This is a genomic window from Pedococcus sp. P2_D9, assembly GCF_056404275.1.
The window spans coordinates 43,099-60,136 of the sequence record NZ_JBFUEI010000006.1; the positions used below are offsets into that span (position 1 = coordinate 43,099).

Here is a 17,038-nt window from a genome sequence, read left to right on the forward strand (position 1 = left end):
ATGGAGGACACCATGTCGAAGCCCACGGCCCTGAAGCATCTGCACGCCGAGGCCGGCGCGCACTTCATCGACTTCGCAGGCTGGCGCATGCCGCTGCGGTATGACAGTGAGCTGGCCGAGCACCACGCCGTGCGCCAGGCGGCGGGCCTGTTCGACCTGTCCCACATGGGTGAGATCGAGGTCACCGGACCCGAGGCCGCCGCGTTCCTGGACTACGCCCTAGTGGGGGACATCGGCGCACTCGCTGTGACCAAGGCCCGGTACACGATGATCTGCCGTCCCGACGGCGGGATCCTGGACGATCTGATCGTCTACCGGCTGGAGGATTCGCGGTACATGGTCGTCGCCAATGCGGCCAACTCCGAGGTCGTGCTCGACGCCCTGAAGGGCCGGGCGATCGGTTTCGACGCGGAAGTCCATGACTCGCGTGACGACTGGGCCCTGATCGCGATTCAGGGACCCGTCTCGGCCGCCGTGCTCCAACCGGTCACCGACGTCGACCTGGAGGCGTTGCGCTACTACGCCATCGCCAAGGGGCAGGTCGCTGGTCGACCGGCACGCCTGGCACGGACGGGTTACACGGGCGAGGACGGCTTCGAGATCTTCTGCCATCCTGGGGACGCGGGGGGCATCTGGACCGAGCTCGCCGATCGTGGCCACGATGTCGGCGTGCGTCCGGCCGGACTGGCGTGCCGTGACTCGCTGCGGCTCGAGGCCGCTATGCCCCTCTACGGCAACGAGCTCACGGGGGAGCTCAGCCCGTTCGAGGCGGGCCTTGGACGCGTGGTTCGTTTCGACAAGGCCGGCGACTTCGTGGGGCGTCAGGCGTTGGAGGCCAAGGCGGGGTTCCCGGTCACGCAGGTTCGTGTGGGCCTCCATCCGCAGGTCGGCGCACCCCGCGGGCGAGCTCGGTCGTCGTGGACCCCGAGAAGAACGAACCGATCGGCTGGGTCACTAGTGGGGCGCCCTCGCCGACCCTGGGCCACCCCATCGCGATGGCGTACGTCGACACGGCCTTCGCCGAGCCGGGGACGCCGGTGCACGTCGACGTCCGCGGGTCGACTGTCGAGGCGACGGTCGTGCCCTTGCCCTTCTACAGCCGCCCCCGCTGAGCCCAACCCGAGTAAAGGACATCGACATGGCCAATCCGACCGACCTGAAGTACACCGACCAGCATGAGTGGCTCCGCATCGACGGACATGTCGCCACCGTCGGTATCACCGAGTTCGCCGCCGAGGCCCTGGGCGACATCGTCTACGTCGACCTACCGGTGGTCGGGGCCATGCTGACCGCCGGCGACTCATGCGGCGAGATCGAGTCGACGAAGTCCGTCAGTGAGTTGTACGCGCCGGTGGATGGCGAGGTGCTCGAGGTCAATGCCGCTGTCGGCGACGATCCGGGGCTGCTCAACAACGACCCCTTCGATCAGGGCTGGATTCTCAAGGTGCGCGTCAGCGGAACCCCGGACCTGCTCGACTCGTCCGCATACGACGAGCTCATCGCGCAGGGCTGAGGACATCATGGCTTCCAACCTTCTCAACCAGGACCTGGCTCAGGTCGACCCCGAGGTCGCCGCGGCCCTGGACGCCGAGCGCGACCGGCAGGAGACCACCCTGGAAATGATCGCCTCCGAGAATTTCGCACCCGTGGCGGTCATGCAGGCCCAGGGCTCCACGGCAACGAACAAGTACGCGGAGGGTTACCCAGGGCGGCGCTACTACGGAGGCTGTGAACACGTCGACGTGGTCGAGCGACTGGCCATCGAGAGACTCAAGGCGCTCTTTGGCGCCCAGTTCGCCAACGTCCAGCCACACTCCGGGGCGCAGGCCAACATGGCGGTGTTCTTCGCCCTCCTCGAGCATGGCGACACGATCCTGGGACTCGACCTTGCTCACGGCGGGCACCTGACCCATGGGATGCGCCTGAACTACAGCGGAAAGACCTTCGCGGTCGTGCCGTACCACGTCGGAACGGATGGCCTCGTCGATATGGAAGAAGTCGCGAAGCTCGCGGCGGAACACAGGCCGAAGCTCATCATCGCCGGCTGGTCTGCCTACCCGCGTCATTTGGACTTCGCCCGGTTCCGGGAAATTGCGGACGAGGTCGGTGCCTTGCTCTTCGTCGACATGGCGCACTTCGCTGGACTGGTTGCCGCGGGGCTGCATCCCAACCCTGTGCCGCACGCCCACGTGACCACGTCGACCACCCACAAAACGCTGGGCGGTCCCCGCGGCGGAGTCATCCTCACCGACGACCCCGCGATCGCCAAGAAGATCAACAGCGCCGTCTTCCCAGGGCTCCAAGGTGGACCGCTCGAGCATGTAATCGCTGCGAAAGCCGTCTCGTTCCTCATCGCCGCGGGGCCCGAGTTCCGGGAGCGACAGGAGCGGACCGTGGATGGAGCCCGCATCCTCGCCGACCGTCTTAGAGAAGAGGATGCGCGGTCTGCGGGAATCAAGTTGCTGACCGGTGGCACCGACGTCCATCTCGTCCTCATCGATCTGGTCGAGTCCGCCCTCGACGGCCAGCAGGCAGAGGACCGGCTGCACTCGGTGGGGATCACGGTCAACCGCAACGCTGTCCCCAACGACCCTCGTCCACCGATGGTGACATCCGGGCTCCGGATCGGCACTGCCGCCCTGGCGACACGCGGGTTCGGACCGGCGGAATTTGTCGAGGTGGCCGACATCATCGTTGCCGGGCTGCAGTCCGAACTGGCAGAGGACCAGGTGCGGCAGCTGCGCGACCGAGTTAACGCGCTCGCGGCCGCGCTTCCCCTATACCCGGCCCTGTCTTCCCGGTCATGAAACGGCGCCGCACAGAGCACCGCCTAGGCTTGTCTTGGGGGCTGTGCACACCGAAGCGCGGTGAGGTCGAATGGCACTGAGCGCCTTCGACCTGTTCTCAGTAGGAATCGGTCCATCCAGCTCGCACACCGTCGGGCCCATGCGTGCCGCAGCCCTGTTCGCCGACGCGCTGCAGGCGAGTGGCCGGCTTGCAGAGGTGGCTCGGGTCCAAACTCAGCTTTTCGGGTCGCTGGGCGCCACGGGACATGGTCATGGGTCTGCCAAGGCTGTCCTCCTGGGGTTGTCAGGTCACCGTCCGGAGACGTGCGACCCGCGGAAGGTGGATGGTCTCCTCGAAGAGATCCGTACGGCGCGCCGTGTGACCCTGCTCGGCATCCACGCGGTTGACTTCGACGAGGACGACGACCTCGTCCTGCATCGCCGAAAGGCCCTGCCGTTTCACCCCAATGGCATGACGCTAACCGCCTACGACGGAGTTGGGACGGTGGTTAGCGACCGCACCTACTACTCGGTCGGTGGCGGCTTCGTCGTCTCTGAAGGGGCCACCGGACTGGCGGTTGTCGCGGAGTCCACCGTCGTGGACCATCCCTTCAGTACCGGCGATGAACTTCTCACTAGGTGCGCGGACACAGGGTTGTCCATCGCCCAGATCATGATGGCCAACGAGCGGGCATGGCGCTCAGAGGAGCAGGTCCGCGCGGACCTCTTGCGACTCTGGGATGTCATGCAGGAGTGCGTCCGTAATGGCATCACCGCTACGGACGGCACGCTGCCGGGTGGTCTCAAGGTCCCGCGACGCGCCCCCGGACTAGCCGCACAGCTGGCCGCCGAGGATGCAGCTGACGACCCCCTCCGGGGCATGGACTGGCTCACGCTGTACGCCTTGGCCGTCAACGAGGAGAACGCCGGCGGAGGGCGCGTCGTCACCGCACCCACCAACGGCGCTGCGGGCATCATCCCGGCCGTCCTGCACTACTACACCCGCTTCGTGCCAGGTGCCGACGACGACGGAGTCGTCACCTTCCTTCTGACGGCGGCAGCCATCGGCGTCATCTTCAAGGAGAACGCCTCGATCTCGGGAGCGGAGGTCGGGTGCCAAGGAGAGGTCGGCTCCGCCTGTTCCATGGCCGCCGGAGCCTTTGCCGCAGTTCTTGGTGGCACACCGGCACAGGTCGAGAACGCCGCCGAGATCGGGATGGAGCACAACCTCGGCCTCACCTGTGACCCTGTGGGGGGCCTGGTGCAGATCCCGTGCATCGAACGCAACGCGGTCGCGTCGGTGAAGGCCGTCACGGCAGCGCGGACGGCACTGCGAGGCGACGGAGGTCACATCGTGTCCTTGGACAAGGTCGTCAAGACGATGCGCGAAACCGGTGCCGACATGAAGGACAAGTACAAGGAGACCGCCCGGGGAGGCTTGGCGGTCAACGTGATTGAGTGCTGAGGGACCGGTTGCTGCTCGATCTGCAGGGCGACGTGGTAGGCGGACCTTTGGCAGCCTTCGCAATGAGAAGACCAGGGGTTCGAATCACCTAAGTCCCACTCTCTGACACCCTGTCTGACCTGCGCTAACGTCGCAGGATGGACAGGGTGTCTTGCTATTTGACTGTTAGGCTTGCGCCCGGTGTGACACATGCGCACTTGTGGATTCCATGCACCAGATTGCCCGTCTCATTCTCGGTCGATCTTGGATGCATGCCGGCCGACTGAACCGCTGTGACCTCGTCGGGGATGAGCGCGGGTCACGTCGAAGGCGGTCTGTAACTCCGGAAGGCTGCCCCGCTGATGGTAGGGATACCGCGGCGACCATCTTCGTCGCCATGGTGACACCGCCGGGGTGCAGCCCTGGCGACGGAGAGGCTGACCACTCGCTGCTGCTTAAGCCTGCACAGGTTCAGCAGCGAAGCAGGGTGGCTTCCGGCGGGGGCCCACAACCGGGGTGCGTCCGGCTCGCCAATCCAGCGGCTCGAGTGGTTCCAGCCGGCTGGGGCGAACCGCTGTGTCCTTCCCCTCGCCGCACCTCTCGATCCTGGATCTGGCGCTCGTCGTCGGCACCGGGAACGTTCCCCCGGTTGGAAGCGCCCATGGGCGTATGAACATCGGTCGACCCGGTGCTTGGTGGACCGATGTTCAACTCAAATCTCCGCCTGTGAAGCCATTGACAGGCTTCTGGCACGCCTTCATGATGAGGACACGAAGGTTGGGATCGTTCCCAAGGATCATCCAAGCAGCGGCTGCTCCACAAGAGCATTGCCGCAACGTTCGTCGCAGACGGAGGCGCACATGAAGGCCGAAGACCTGGCTCTCAGCAAGGGCACCCGTCTGCACAACCCGCGACCATCCCACGGTGCACTGTGGGCGGGCTCCCATCGCCGCTCGCAACCTCCACGGACCTGGAAGGGTTCCATGATGTTGAAGAACAGTCAGCTAGGCCGAGCATCCGCCGTTGCCATCCCCCTCGCAGTGGCCGTTGGGCTGACGGGGTGCGCAGGAGGGGGGAGCTCGACGACGAGTACGCGACCAACAAGGATTGCAGCCGCAACGCTGCTGAACACGCTCGACCCGACCCTCGCGAACACACTGCAGAATGACATTCCGGGCAACTTGCTCTACGACCCGGTACTCACCTACGACTCGAAGGCGACTCTTGCGCCGCGCGTGGCTACCGAATGGGAACAGAGCGCAGATCTGAAGACCATCAAGCTCACGCTTCGGTCCGACATCAAGTTCCATGATGGCACTGCGCTCACGGCCAAGGACGTCGTGTACACCCTGGACCGGCTCAAGAAGGGTGGAACCGGGGTTGGGGGTCTTATCGGCGACTACGGCTCTGCCACGGCGGATGATGACACGCACGTCACCATCACCCTGTCGACGCCCAGCACTCTTCTGCTCGGTGCCTTGAGCAAGGTCTACGTCGTGAACTCAGCCCTCGTCAAGCAGCATGAGGGCAGTGATGGCGGGCAAGCATGGCTCGCCAGTAATGAAGCGGGCAGCGGCGCGTACACCCTGGAGGGCTACACGCAGGGCCAGAACATCAAGCTGAAGCAGTGGCCCGACTACTGGGACCTGGTTAAGGAGCGCCCTCAGCAGTTCACTCTCCAGAACATCACCCAGAGCGCGAGCATGCGAGACGCCCTGCGGGCAGGGACGCTCGACCTGGTCGGGCACATGGAGGCACCGGACGTCGCCACCTTCAAGAACGACCCCAAGTTCGACATCCGCAACCAGCCCGCCGGCATCGAATCGGTTCTCAACTTCAACACGCAGGAGGGCCCGACCAAGGACGTCCGGGTTCGTCAGGCACTGGCCCTCGCAGTCAACTCGCAGGCTCACATTGACAAGAACCTGGAAGGCAAGGGCAAGGTCGCCAGCGGACCTGTCCCCTCAGTCATGAAGTGCGTCGCCGACCTCCCACCGGCATCCCAGGATGCCCAGAAGGCCAAGGGGCTGCTCAAGGACGCGGGCTACGGCGACGGTAAGAAACTGTCGCTCACGATGCTCTACCAGCCCAACCAGGTCGAGTTCACGCAGATTGCCACCCTGTTCCAGTCGAACTGGCGGGACATCGGGGTGGACGTCAAACTTCAGGCCACCACCTTCCCGAACTACACGGCCCTCCTGAAGAGCACCAAAACCACTCCGGCGCTTTCCTTGGCCTACGACTCGGCACGCTACCCAGACGTTGGGGTGCTGCTCAACACGGGCTACCACAGCAAGTTCGTCGGCAAGGGCACGAACCGATCCCAGTATTCCAACCCGGAAGTCGACAAGTTGCTCACCGCAGCGATCACCAACCCCGACGAGAACAACCGGTGCGAGCAGTACAAGCAGGTGCAGAAGCTCGTCCACGATGACTATGCGTCGATCTGGGTTGCCAATGCCGAGAGGCCGTTCGTGGTGCGCAAGGACATCGCGGGGACGGGCTACGACCCCGTTCGACAGCTGTTCGACCCCCTGGCCCTGCGCGTCGCCAAGTAGGAGAGTCAGTGACCCATGGCTAGATATCTGGTGAGACGACTCTCCCTGATGGCGCTGAGCATCTGGGGTCTAGCCACCATCGTCTTCCTGATGATCAAGGCGATCCCAGGAGACGAAGCTCACGTCGCCGCGGGGCTGGACGCCAGCCCCGCGGTGGTGGAGCAAGTGAGGCAGCGGCTCGGACTGGATCAGTCGACTCTCGAGCAGTACTTCGCCTTCTTGGGACGCCTTGTCCATGGCGACCTAGGTTCGTCCATCACGACGTTCAGCCCTGTCTCCTCCGATCTTGCGCTTCAACTGCCGGCGACCATCGAGCTGATCGCCGTGGCCATGATGATCAACGTCCTTGTCTCCGTCCCGGTCGGGGTTCTCGCCGCATCCTTCCGGGACCGTTGGGGTGACAAGCTTGCGAGGGTTTGCGCCGTCGTGATCGGTGGAATGCCGATCTTCTGGCTGGGCTTTGTCCTGCAGTGGTTGCTGGGGGCGAAATACCAGATCCTTCCTGTCACCGGCCAGATCTCGGTGGACTACGAGGTACCTCGCCGAACGGGTTTCCTCCTCATCGACACCCTGATCTGGGGAAATTTCGCAGCATTCGGCGACGCGGCGCTCCATCTGTTGCTCCCCGCAGCAGTGGTGGTGGGTCCGTTCGCAGCGACCCTCATCCGGACCCTTCGCGCGTCGCTGATAGGTGAGCTCGAACGAGAACACATCCTGGTGGCCCGGGCGAAGGGTGGCTCGAGAACACGTGTAGTCCTGAGACACGGCCTCCGAAACGCCGCCATACCGACCGTCACGATGCTCGGGTTGCAGGTCGGCTGGATGTTCGGTGCAACCGTCTTGGTGGAGCAGATCTTTGCCAGACCAGGTGTCGGTTCTTACCTCACCAGCGCAGTCGTCCAGAAGGACTCATTCGCAGTACTGGGCTCCGTCTTCCTCATCGGCCTGTTCGTGGTCGTAGTCAACTTCCTGGTGGACCTGCTCCAGCTGGCAATCGATCCCCGAGTACGAGCGAAGGTGGCTTGAGTGAGCCTCACAGCAACGGCGGGTACCCGTCTGGGAGCCGTAGTCCGTCGGCGGAGAAGTCGCGCCCCATGGCTCGACTACTTCGTCTACGCGATCATGACCGTCATCCTGATCGCCTGCGTCTTCGGCCCGATGCTGGCCCCGCACGACCCATACCGCACGGATCTCGACGCGAGGTTCCTTTCACCTCGCGCGGGCTACTGGCTAGGAACTGACGCTTCAGGCCGCGACATACTCAGCAGACTCCTAGTCGGTGCGCGTGGAACTCTGTTGTCGGCCACGGCGATCGCCCTTTTGGCGTCGTTTGTGGGCGTGGCGATCGCGGCAATCGCCGCGGTCAGCGGGAAGTGGGCGGACGACATCCTGATGCGAGTTTGCGACATTGCCTTGTCGTTGCCCCTGTTGGTTTTTGGATTGGGCATATCCGTGGCCCTCGGCCCGAGCTTGCGGTCAGCGATTATCGCGCTCGTGCTTGCGATGTGGCCCGGCTTTGCTCGCTTGGCCAGAGGGGTCATTCGCCAGACCATGACTGAGTCCTACGTCGAGGCTGCCCGCACCATGGGCGCCTCCAAGTTCCGGCTCATGGTGAAGCATGTGCTGCCCAACTCTCTCGACGTCGTGGTTGTGCACACCGCCTTTGACATCGGTGGGGTGACGTTGCTGCTCGCGGGGATGTCGTTCATCGGGGTTGGCGCTCAGCCGCCCAGCGCAGAATGGGGCGCGATGGCTTCCGACGGGCGCGGCTACATCGTGACGGCGTGGTGGGCATCCCTGGCTCCAGGTATCGCCATCACGCTGTGTGTGGTGGCCATGGGACTCTTCGGAGACATCCTCCAGGCAAGAATGGATCCAGCCCTGAGGGGCGGAAGGAAATGACCGTGAGTCAGGAGATCCGTTCCGTCAGCCCTTCCGAGAGTATGAAGCGGCAGCCCACGCTCGAGGTCAGTGACCTCTCGGTCGTCCTCCCCTCGGATGATCCGCTGACGCTGGTTGAGCAGTTCGACCTCACGATCTACCCAGGTGAGCGGGTCGCGATCGTAGGTGAGTCGGGCTCGGGTAAGACGGTGACGGCGCAGGCCCTGCTGAGGTTGAACCCCCATATGCGTCTCACAGGCTCCATCCGTTTCGAGGGTGTCGAGCTACTCGACCTCTCGGAGAAGCAGATGCGGGCCTATCGCGGCGCAAGGATCGCCACCGTCTTCCAGGATCCCTTGCGTTCGCTGAACCCCGTCATGACGATCGGAAACCAGGTTTCCGAACCGCTCCGCATCCGTGGCGTCGCGAAGCGGGAGGCCATGCGTCGCTCTGCACAGATCTTGGACGAGCTCGGCGTCCCCAAAGCCCACGAGCGGCTTCAGGCCTATCCGCACGAGTTCTCCGGCGGCATGCGACAGCGGGTCGCGTTGGCCATGGCCCTTATCGCCGACCCCACGCTGCTCATCGCTGACGAGCCGACCACCGCCCTGGACGTGCGGGTCCAGGAGAAGGTCCTCACCCTGATCGACACGGTCGCGCGGGACCGTGGGCTCTCGGTGATCCTGATCACCCACGACCTAGGACTCGTCGCCGGATTTGCTGACCGCGTTGCGGTCATGTACGCCGGACGAAAGGTGGAAGAGCAACCCGTCAAAGCCCTCTACGCCCTGCCCTTGCATCCCTACACAGCCGGCCTGCTCAAGGCAGTACCTCGCATCGACCGTGATGTGGAACGCCTCGAGACCGTGCCCGGATCCCCTGTGAGTCCGGCTGCCCGACCGTCGGGGTGTGCCTTCCACCCTCGGTGTCCAATGCGTGAGGGGATCTGTGTGAACTCGATTCCGATCCTCCAAATTTCGACTCGAGCCCAGGTCCAGGTCGCCTGTCACCTCGCCGAAATCCCCAAGGAGTCGAACGATGTCATCGCCTAGCCTCCTGGAGATCACCGGGCTCAGCAAGGAGTTCAAGCGTCGTGGACGCGAGCCGGTGAAGGCACTCGACAACGTTTCGTTGGCGGTCGACGAGCGGCGAGTGGTCGGGCTCGTGGGCGAGTCCGGCTCTGGGAAGACGACCCTGATCCGATGCCTCATGGGGCTTGAGACCCCTGACAGCGGCTCGATCACCTACGACGGGATCGACGTCCTTAATGCTGGGAGAAGTGATCGCAGGCGGTTCCAGCGAGAGGTGCAGCTGATCTTCCAGGACCCGTACTCGAGCCTGAACCCACGCATGTCGGTCGAGGAGATCGTGGGGGAGGGCCTTGTCATCCACGGCCTGGACAAGTCACGAATGGCACGCCGCGACAAGGTGACTCGTGCACTGGAGCTGGTGGGCCTCTCTGGGGATCACCTCAACCGTCACCCTCACTCGTTCTCAGGCGGGCAGAGGCAGCGGTTGGCGATCGCTCGGGCCATCGCGGTCCAACCGAGGTTGCTCGTGTGCGACGAGCCGGTGTCCGCCCTGGACGTCTCCGTCCAGGCACAGGTCGTCAACCTGATGCAAGACATGCAGAAGGAGCTCGGCCTGACAATCCTCTTCGTCGCGCACGACCTCGCTGTTGTCCGGCACCTGTGCGAGCGAGTGACCATCCTGGAGCACGGTGTCGTGGTCGAGGAGGGCTCAAGGGCCGAGATATTCGAATCGCCATCTGCGCCGTACACGAAGGCATTGCTCGCTGCCGCTCCAATCCCTGATCCGGCGGTCGCTCGCCGTCGCTCCCCGATCGGGTCGGCAGAGGTCACGTCGCAGCCTTGACCTTCACCAAAGGCCCGTGTCATGGACCGCACACTCGCTGAGCCACGCCCAAGAGTCCGTGGGCGTCCCGGCCTGACCCTGTTCATCCTGGGCGCCTTCGGAGGAAACTTCGCGATCTGGGGCTCGCTCTTCGCCGGAGCCGAGACCCTCGCCGCGAGCGGTGCCGGCGCCCTTGAGGTGCAACTGATCGCCCTCGCGTCTGCCGTGCCCTTGATTGCCGGAGGATTGGCAGCGCGCCGGTTCGTTGTCCTGCCTGGTGCGCGAATCAGGGTGTTGGTCCGTCTGACTTCCATTCTCGGGGTGGTCCTAGCCCTGCTCGGTGTCGCGCTTGGACTTGGGGCTCCCGTTGAGTTCGTCTATGTTGCGGGAGCGGCTGCGGGGATCGGCCAGCTTGCGAAGATGACCCTCTATCGCCCTGAGCTGTATTCAAGAGCGGGTTCGCACGTGGCGGCGAGGGCTCTGGGACTAGATGCGCTGCTCTTTTCCGCGGCGGTGCTCTTGGGACCGTTCTGCATGGGCTTCATCATGACCTGGGGCGGTCCTCGTCTTGCGTTCTTGGCCCTCGGTCTGGGCTACGCCTCGTCCGCACACCTGACGATGCGGGTCAGTCGGATAGCGCCATGGGTTCCAGTAGGCCAAGGCTCGCATCACACCGAGGTCTCGCACCCGTCTAACTCGCAGCACCGGTTCTCGGCGTTGGCCGCGATCCTCGCGGTGACCGTCATCTTCAACCTCTTCTACCTGCCTTTGCAGGGTTTGGTCCCCCTGTTGAGCAGGCAGTTCACTAACGAGCCATGGCAGGTCGGCATCTTGGCCTCCGCCGCTGGACTGGGAATGCTCATCGGCAACTCCGTGATCTCGATGCTGCGAGGCCCTCGCTTGGCCGCCCTCTTCTTGGGCGGGGTCCCTCTCGCGCTCCTCGGAAGTATCACGGTGTCGCAGGTGACCACCTACTGGCTTGCATTCTCAGCGTTGGCCGTGGGAGGTCTGGGGGGAAGCGCCTTTGCTGCGACCCAAGCGGCACTCGTGCTCCGCCATACGCCCGCTGAACGACACTCAGCGGCGATGGGCCTGGTCTCTGTGGCGATATCAGTTCTTCCCATCGGCGCGCTCGTGAGCGGGACAGTGAGTCAAGCATTCGGCACGAGCTTTGGCTTCCTGCTTTCTGGAGTCGTAGGCCTAGCAGTGTGGCTGCTCCTGATGCCGGTGTGTTGGCCCCGGCTCGTGGTGGCCGTCGAGGACAGCTGACGAGGGACCGCTGATCGACGCGGCAACAGGCCACTCAGTGAGTGGATTGCAGCTCGTCGCCGTGTCGGGTGGCGCCGGGCATGCGCGGCCCGACCTGGTCGAGGCCGCAGGCTGCTGAGATTCGCCGGATAACATCCATGGGGACCAGTCCCAAATCATCGGGGGGAAGTGTCGGAACGCTGGTGGGCACCGCGATGGCTCGCACATAGCTCTCCCAGCCCCAGCCAGGGAGCACCGTCTGAATGAACCGTGCAGGCCCTTGGTCCACCCGATAGGTGTGTGGCGTGTTTCGCGGGACGTACAGCGTGTCGCCCGGCACCAGGACGCGCTCGTCCGATCCCACTTGAAAGGTGAACTGACCGTGGCTGACGTAGTAGATGTTCTCCTCGCGCTTCCAGGCAACGACAGGCGGTCCGTGGCCCTCGACAAAGGTCGACTCAAAGACGGCTAGGCGCTCGTCCGTCTCAGCGCTGGATAGGCGTACGACCATCAGGCGACCGCCCATCCAGAACGCCTCGCGTCCGTGTAGATCGGCGACCTGACCGTCCTCGTTGGGGCGTATGACATCGACCACAGCAAACCGTCCTCAATCTCGTACCGCAGTGCCGTCGCTAAGAAAGCGTGGGAACGATCCCAGTAAAGGCTATAGTCGGATGTGGCAGATCTCCTGTCAAGGTTGTAACAGGGAGGGACGATCGAAGCGTGGCAGCGACAGTCATCGATGTTGCCCGGGCGGCTGGGGTGTCTAAGTCGACCGCCGCGCGTGCGTTGGCGGGCGATCCCGGCGTCAGTGAGGCGACTAGACACCGCGTCCTGAGGGCCGCAGAAAGCCTGAACTATCGCATCAATCGGATGGCCAGTGGCCTCCGAGGTGGCCAGTCCAAGCTCATCGGCCTCGTTGTCACCAACCTCGTCAACGCAAGCATCCACACGATCACCGAAGTCGTTCAGGCGCGCGCGCAGGAGGAGGGGTATCAAGTCCTTCTGGGCGTGACCGGTGGAGATCCCGCCAAGGAGAAGTTGGTTGTTGATGCTCTTGTCGACAACCGCGTGGATGGCCTGATTCTCATGAGTACGTCGGAGAACGTCTCGAACGTCAACGCCTACCACGCCGCTGGGCTCCCCATCGTGAATCTGATTCGAAGGCCACGCGGCACAGATGCACCCGCCGTGGTTCCCGACAACTTCCATGGGGCGTATGAGGCCACAAGATACCTCCTGGACCTAGGGCACACATCCGTGGCGTTTGTTGGCGGAGTCACTACTGTCGCTTCAGGGCGCGAGAGACTCGATGGATACAAGTCGGCACTGGCCGAACGATCCATAGAACTGCAGTCGTCGATCATCCTGAAGGGCCCGTTCGAACCCGAGTTCGGTGCCGAGGCTGCGGGCAGGCTCCTGGCAATGCGGACGCGAGCGTCGGCACTTCTCGTCGCCAACCACGAGGCCCTCTTTGGACTGCTCCCAGCGCTCTCCGAGCGCGGAATCGCCATTCCCGAGCAGCTCAGCGTCATTGGCTTCGAAGACACGGTCTGGTTCCCGTATTGGCACCCCCCGATCACTGTGGTCGATGTCGACCCAGCGGGGCTTGGCAATGTCGCGATGGACGCGCTCCTCAAACAGATTCTCAGTGGCACTCGTTCTGACGCGGTGGCATTGCGAAGCGCGGCAAGACTTCTCGTGAGGGCGTCGACCGCCCCACCTGGTCGTCAGCAGACGTAAGCGGGGGACGACTCCCGCACGAGGCGGTCCACATCCGCGCCCGACCCCCTCGCGACCTGCTCGCACGGCAGAGGCGTATTGACATACGGGTCGCGTTGGTGTTTTCTCTGATTGGGAACGTTCCCGTTTTCGATAGAACCGGCGGAGAGGCCATGCCGTGAGACCACAGTTTTCGCCCGACCCGACACGGGACTTCGTCGGTTACGGACGCGTCGCACCCACGGTCAGGTGGCCCAATGACGCACGCGTGGCTGTGGTTTTCGTCGTGAACTACGAGTCAGGGGCTGAACGCTCGTACTTCGCCGGCGATGGCACCAACGAGCCGCCCCAGGAGTTCGCGTACCCGCAACCTGCCTTTCGGGACCTCGGAAACGAGTCGATCTTCGAATACGGCAGTCGAGCCGGGATCTGGCGGCTTCAAAGGATGTTCGACGAGTACGGACTCCCTGTCACCTTCCACGGCTGCGCACAGGCGTTCGAGGCGAATCGGGAGGTGGGAGCGTACATCCAAGAGGCGGGCCACGACGTGTGCGCTCATGGGTGGCGTTGGGAGATGGTCAGCCAGCTGTCGCGCGATATAGAGCGCGACCACATTGACTGGGCGGTGGAGTCAATCGCCGAGACCTGCGGCAGTCGGCCTGTTGGCTGGTACAGCAAGTGTCCGCCGTCACTGAGTACGCGCGAACTGCTGGTGGAGGAGGGCGGCTTCCTGTATGACAGCGACTCCTTCGCTGACGACCTCCCGTACTTCGTCAACGTCAAGGAGAAGCAGCACCTCGTCCTCCCATACTCGTTCACCACTAACGATTCCAAGTTCCACCCCGGCGGTGGCTTTTCCTCTCCGAGCTCCTTCGGCGACTACTGCATTCGGGCATTCGACGAGCTGTGGCGGGAGGGGGAGACCCAGCCGAAGATGATGACGGTCGGACTTCACCCACGCCTGGTCGGGCAGCCCTCACGTGCCTCCGTGGTGCGAGAGTTCATCGAGCACTGCTTGGGGAAGGGTGACGTCTGGTTTGCGCGAAAGCACGATGTCGCCACCTGGTGGTTGGCGAACCACGAGGCCTTTGCGACGAGACAACCAGAGACCACAAGTGTTGCCTCAGTTCGGATCTGACATGGTCCTTTTCGATGGCTTGATGGGGAACCTTCTTGAGGCGACGCAGGCGTCGAGAACCACCCTGAGAGTCATCGGGGTGGACGGCTCTGCGTACTTGCTTGCCGAGCATCGGTCGGACGCGGATGTCCCATCCATGGGCTCAGGAGTGCAGGTGGACCCCCGAGCATTCCCCACGTACACCTACCTGGAGGAATCGCGGAGCGTCTTGGTGCAGAACGACACACGCGTCGCCCCCGTGCCCCCGCCACCGGACTTGATCCAGGTGCACCGGGTCTTCGCTCAGATGCTCTCCCCCGTGGTCGTAGGGGGGCACTTCGTAGGAACGATCTCTGTGCACTTGATGGACTCGCCCCGCGAGTGGACGGAGGCGCAGATAGACGCCCTGACGCGCTGTCAGTCGCTGGTCGAAAGCGTCCTTACCTTGGCGGCCGACTGCCGGCTCGGATCAACGGGTTCCAGAGCCCACGATGGAGAAGAGGAAGCGTGATGTCTGAGCGTGCCGTGCCTTTTGGGTTTCTTGGTGCACACACCGACCGCTACACGGTCAACAACCAGGCGGTGATGGAGCGCGAGCTTGCGATTATGAAAGACGCGGGTGTGGAGACACTCCGTGTCACCTTCCTGTGGCAGCAGATTCAGTTCTGGTTCGCTCCGCGCTACCCCGGCCACATGCACCTCGTGTCCGACTTCATCAAGACCGATGTGTTGATGTCCGCGGCTGCGCGACTCGGCTTCAACATCGTGGGAAACGTCTTTGGTGCCCCAGGCTGGGCAACCGGCGGCATGCGTCCAGGAGAGACGCCGCGGTTCCCGCTCACCGTGCAGGGTGGGGTCCCGCAGGATCCCACGGACATGGGCAACTTCATGGGCGACCTGGTGGAGCGATACGGCCCCGGCGGCACCTTCTGGATGGAGCGGCCCGACTTGCCGGTCAACCCCATTCGCATCTGGCAGCCGCTGCAGGAGCCCGACCGGCCCGCCTTCTTCCCCCAACCCTTCGACGTCGACCACTTCATCGCGATGGCCCACTCCTCATACTCCGCAGTCAAGAGAGCGGATCCGGATGCAGTGGTGATGGGGGCTGGTCTCGGGCCCATATCCGCGGAGAGCGGCGACTTCCTGGACAACCTATACAAGGCAGGCCTTCGGGGCTCCTTCGACGTTGCAGCCATCCACCCGTTCCCGAAGGACGCCGACGGACTCATTCGCGCCGTGCGGCTCAATCGGGAGGTCATGGCTGCGCATGGCGACGGCGACTTGCCGATCGCCCTCAGCCAGTTCAGTTTCTCATCGGCCCTTGGCCAGTCGCGCATCGCTCCGCTGCCCAACATGTCCGACGAGAGGGGTCAGGCGGCCAACGTGAGAGAGGCGCTGCTCGCGGCCGCAGAGCACCGGGAGGAGCTGAATCTCTTTGGTGCGTACTACCACAGCTGGACCAGTCTGGACACCGAACCCCTCGAGCCAAGCCACCCCGACCCGTGGTTGTGGACGGGGCTACGCCGAGTGCAGGCCGATGGCCAGATCGTGGCCAAGCCTGCCTTCGAGGCATTCAGGGAGACGGCCAATTCCCTCGAGGGCAAGACTGTCGAATGACCCAGGTCAAAGTGGCCCTCCAGGTCATGCCCCAACATGCGTCCTATGGAAGCCTTCGCCGGCTTGCCGTAGAGGCAGAGGAGCTCGGCGCCGATGCTGTCTTCGTCTGGGACCACTTCTCGCCGCCCCTGCCATCCGATCCTGATCCGGACGGTGGACACTTCGAATGCTGGAGCCTGCTGGCCGCCTGGGCTGAATGCACGAGCAGGGTGGAACTCGGCTCCCTCGTGACCTGTGCGGCATACCGCAACCCGGACCTACTCGCAGACATCGCCAGGACGGTCGACCACATCAGCGGTGGTCGAACGATCTTGGGACTGGGGGCCGGGTGGTTCGAGCGAGATTTCTCGGACTACGGATACCCCTTCGGCACCGCGGCAACGCGCACGTCGGGGCTGGAAGAAGCGCTACTGCGCGTTCGGAAGAGGCTCGACAAGCTGAACCCGGGCCCTCTACGCCGGCCCCCGATCCTTGTCGGCGGTGGCAACGTGCGCGGCATACTCCCGCTCGCAGCCGCACACGCCGACATCTGGCATTCCTTCAGTAGTCCCGAGGAGCTGGAGCAGAAGGGCCGGATTCTCGCTGAAATGGTAGACCGGGCGGATCGTTCGCCCGAAGAGGTTCAGTTGGGGGTGTCCGTCGGTCGGAACCACCCAAACCGCGATGTCGCAAAGGCGTCCCCCGAGGAGATCGGCCCACGACTCCTTGCCGCGGGAGCAACCTGGTTCACCGTTGGTGTCGATGGCCGCGATGGGCGCCTCGACCAACTCGAGGACTGGATCCGCTGGGGAAAGTCAGCAGCATGAGCGGC

At 64.0% G+C, this 17,038-nt stretch carries 15 protein-coding genes and 1 pseudogene; 15 read left to right on the forward strand and 1 reads right to left on the reverse strand.

The genetic code is table 11. From position 1 onward, the window contains the following. Positions 1-12 precede the first annotated feature (12 nt). The 10 genes and pseudogenes from gcvT (at position 13) to AC1DXJ_RS11530 (ending at position 11,792) form a co-directional block, all read left to right on the forward strand. Positions 13-1,112, forward strand: a pseudogene (gene gcvT, locus AC1DXJ_RS11485) (glycine cleavage system aminomethyltransferase GcvT). 26 nt (positions 1,113-1,138) lie between these two features. Then, the gene (gene gcvH / locus AC1DXJ_RS11490) at positions 1,139-1,513 is read left to right on the forward strand and encodes a glycine cleavage system protein GcvH (protein WP_477636983.1); all 375 of its coding nucleotides are present in this window, start codon (positions 1,139-1,141) and stop codon (positions 1,511-1,513) included. A 7-nt stretch (positions 1,514-1,520) separates the two neighbouring features. Beyond that, positions 1,521-2,807 carry a serine hydroxymethyltransferase gene (gene glyA, locus AC1DXJ_RS11495; protein ID WP_477636984.1) on the forward strand — a complete coding sequence of 429 codons (1,287 nt, stop codon included), beginning with the start codon at positions 1,521-1,523 and terminating at the stop codon, positions 2,805-2,807. A gap of 70 nt (positions 2,808-2,877) precedes the next feature. Next, entirely contained in the window at positions 2,878-4,251 is a 1,374-nt protein-coding gene (locus AC1DXJ_RS11500; protein ID WP_477636985.1) for an L-serine ammonia-lyase, read from the forward strand. 839 nt (positions 4,252-5,090) lie between these two features. Further along, positions 5,091-6,788 (forward strand): ABC transporter substrate-binding protein, encoded by a 1,698-nt coding sequence (locus AC1DXJ_RS11505; protein ID WP_477636986.1) that lies wholly within the window; start codon positions 5,091-5,093, stop codon positions 6,786-6,788. Positions 6,789-6,803: 15 nt separating this feature from the next. After that, a complete protein-coding gene (locus AC1DXJ_RS11510) occupies positions 6,804-7,814 on the forward strand; it encodes an ABC transporter permease (RefSeq protein WP_477636987.1) in 1,011 nt (336 codons plus the stop codon). Between the two features lie 96 nt (positions 7,815-7,910). After that, a complete protein-coding gene (locus tag AC1DXJ_RS11515) occupies positions 7,911-8,690 on the forward strand; it encodes an ABC transporter permease (RefSeq protein ID WP_477636988.1) in 780 nt (259 codons plus the stop codon). A gap of 2 nt (positions 8,691-8,692) precedes the next feature. Next, positions 8,693-9,721, forward strand: a complete 1,029-nt coding sequence (locus tag AC1DXJ_RS11520) for an ABC transporter ATP-binding protein (RefSeq protein ID WP_477636989.1) — start codon at positions 8,693-8,695, stop codon at positions 9,719-9,721. Beyond that, complete coding sequence (locus AC1DXJ_RS11525) at positions 9,708-10,544, forward strand: ATP-binding cassette domain-containing protein (RefSeq protein ID WP_477636990.1); 837 nt, start codon at positions 9,708-9,710, stop codon at positions 10,542-10,544. The genes AC1DXJ_RS11520 and AC1DXJ_RS11525 overlap by 14 nt, the downstream gene beginning before the upstream one ends. Positions 10,545-10,565: 21 nt before the next feature. After that, on the forward strand, positions 10,566-11,792 hold the full coding sequence (locus AC1DXJ_RS11530; protein WP_477636991.1) for an MFS transporter: 1,227 nt from the start codon (positions 10,566-10,568) through the stop codon (positions 11,790-11,792). Between the two features lie 34 nt (positions 11,793-11,826). Here AC1DXJ_RS11530 and AC1DXJ_RS11535 read toward each other — a convergent pair whose 3' ends face one another. Further along, positions 11,827-12,366: a cupin domain-containing protein gene (locus tag AC1DXJ_RS11535; protein WP_477636992.1), complete on the reverse strand. Its 540-nt coding sequence runs from the start codon at positions 12,364-12,366 to the stop codon at positions 11,827-11,829. A 128-nt stretch (positions 12,367-12,494) separates the two neighbouring features. Here AC1DXJ_RS11535 and AC1DXJ_RS11540 point away from each other — a divergent pair, with 128 nt between their 5' ends. From AC1DXJ_RS11540 to AC1DXJ_RS11560, 5 genes are all read left to right on the forward strand, one after another. Then, positions 12,495-13,514, forward strand: a complete 1,020-nt coding sequence (locus tag AC1DXJ_RS11540; RefSeq protein ID WP_477636993.1) for a LacI family DNA-binding transcriptional regulator — start codon at positions 12,495-12,497, stop codon at positions 13,512-13,514. Between the two features lie 265 nt (positions 13,515-13,779). Then, entirely contained in the window at positions 13,780-14,631 is an 852-nt protein-coding gene (locus AC1DXJ_RS11545) for a polysaccharide deacetylase family protein (RefSeq protein WP_477636994.1), read from the forward strand. 1 nt (position 14,632) lies between these two features. Then, positions 14,633-15,121, forward strand: a complete 489-nt coding sequence (locus AC1DXJ_RS11550; protein WP_477636995.1) for a GAF domain-containing protein — start codon at positions 14,633-14,635, stop codon at positions 15,119-15,121. Further along, a complete protein-coding gene (locus AC1DXJ_RS11555) occupies positions 15,121-16,227 on the forward strand; it encodes a hypothetical protein (protein ID WP_477636996.1) in 1,107 nt (368 codons plus the stop codon). The genes AC1DXJ_RS11550 and AC1DXJ_RS11555 overlap by 1 nt, the downstream gene beginning before the upstream one ends. Continuing rightward, complete coding sequence (locus tag AC1DXJ_RS11560; protein ID WP_477636997.1) at positions 16,224-17,033, forward strand: LLM class F420-dependent oxidoreductase; 810 nt, start codon at positions 16,224-16,226, stop codon at positions 17,031-17,033. Before AC1DXJ_RS11555 ends, AC1DXJ_RS11560 begins: the two co-directional genes overlap by 4 nt. Positions 17,034-17,038: the final 5 nt, after the last annotated feature.

Coding starts and splice junctions, on each gene's coding strand:
- AC1DXJ_RS11555 (WP_477636996.1), top strand. CDS start 15,121: ATGTCTGAGCGTGCCGTGCCTTTTGGGTTTCTTGGTGCACACACCGAC.
- AC1DXJ_RS11525 (WP_477636990.1), top strand. CDS start 9,708: ATGTCATCGCCTAGCCTCCTGGAGATCACCGGGCTCAGCAAGGAGTTC.
- AC1DXJ_RS11505 (WP_477636986.1), top strand. CDS start 5,091: ATGAAGGCCGAAGACCTGGCTCTCAGCAAGGGCACCCGTCTGCACAAC.
- AC1DXJ_RS11515 (WP_477636988.1), top strand. CDS start 7,911: ATGACCGTCATCCTGATCGCCTGCGTCTTCGGCCCGATGCTGGCCCCG.
- gcvH (WP_477636983.1), top strand. CDS start 1,139: ATGGCCAATCCGACCGACCTGAAGTACACCGACCAGCATGAGTGGCTC.
- glyA (WP_477636984.1), top strand. CDS start 1,521: ATGGCTTCCAACCTTCTCAACCAGGACCTGGCTCAGGTCGACCCCGAG.
- AC1DXJ_RS11530 (WP_477636991.1), top strand. CDS start 10,566: ATGGACCGCACACTCGCTGAGCCACGCCCAAGAGTCCGTGGGCGTCCC.
- AC1DXJ_RS11560 (WP_477636997.1), top strand. CDS start 16,224: ATGACCCAGGTCAAAGTGGCCCTCCAGGTCATGCCCCAACATGCGTCC.
- AC1DXJ_RS11500 (WP_477636985.1), top strand. CDS start 2,878: ATGGCACTGAGCGCCTTCGACCTGTTCTCAGTAGGAATCGGTCCATCC.
- AC1DXJ_RS11510 (WP_477636987.1), top strand. CDS start 6,804: ATGGCTAGATATCTGGTGAGACGACTCTCCCTGATGGCGCTGAGCATC.
- AC1DXJ_RS11550 (WP_477636995.1), top strand. CDS start 14,633: ATGGTCCTTTTCGATGGCTTGATGGGGAACCTTCTTGAGGCGACGCAG.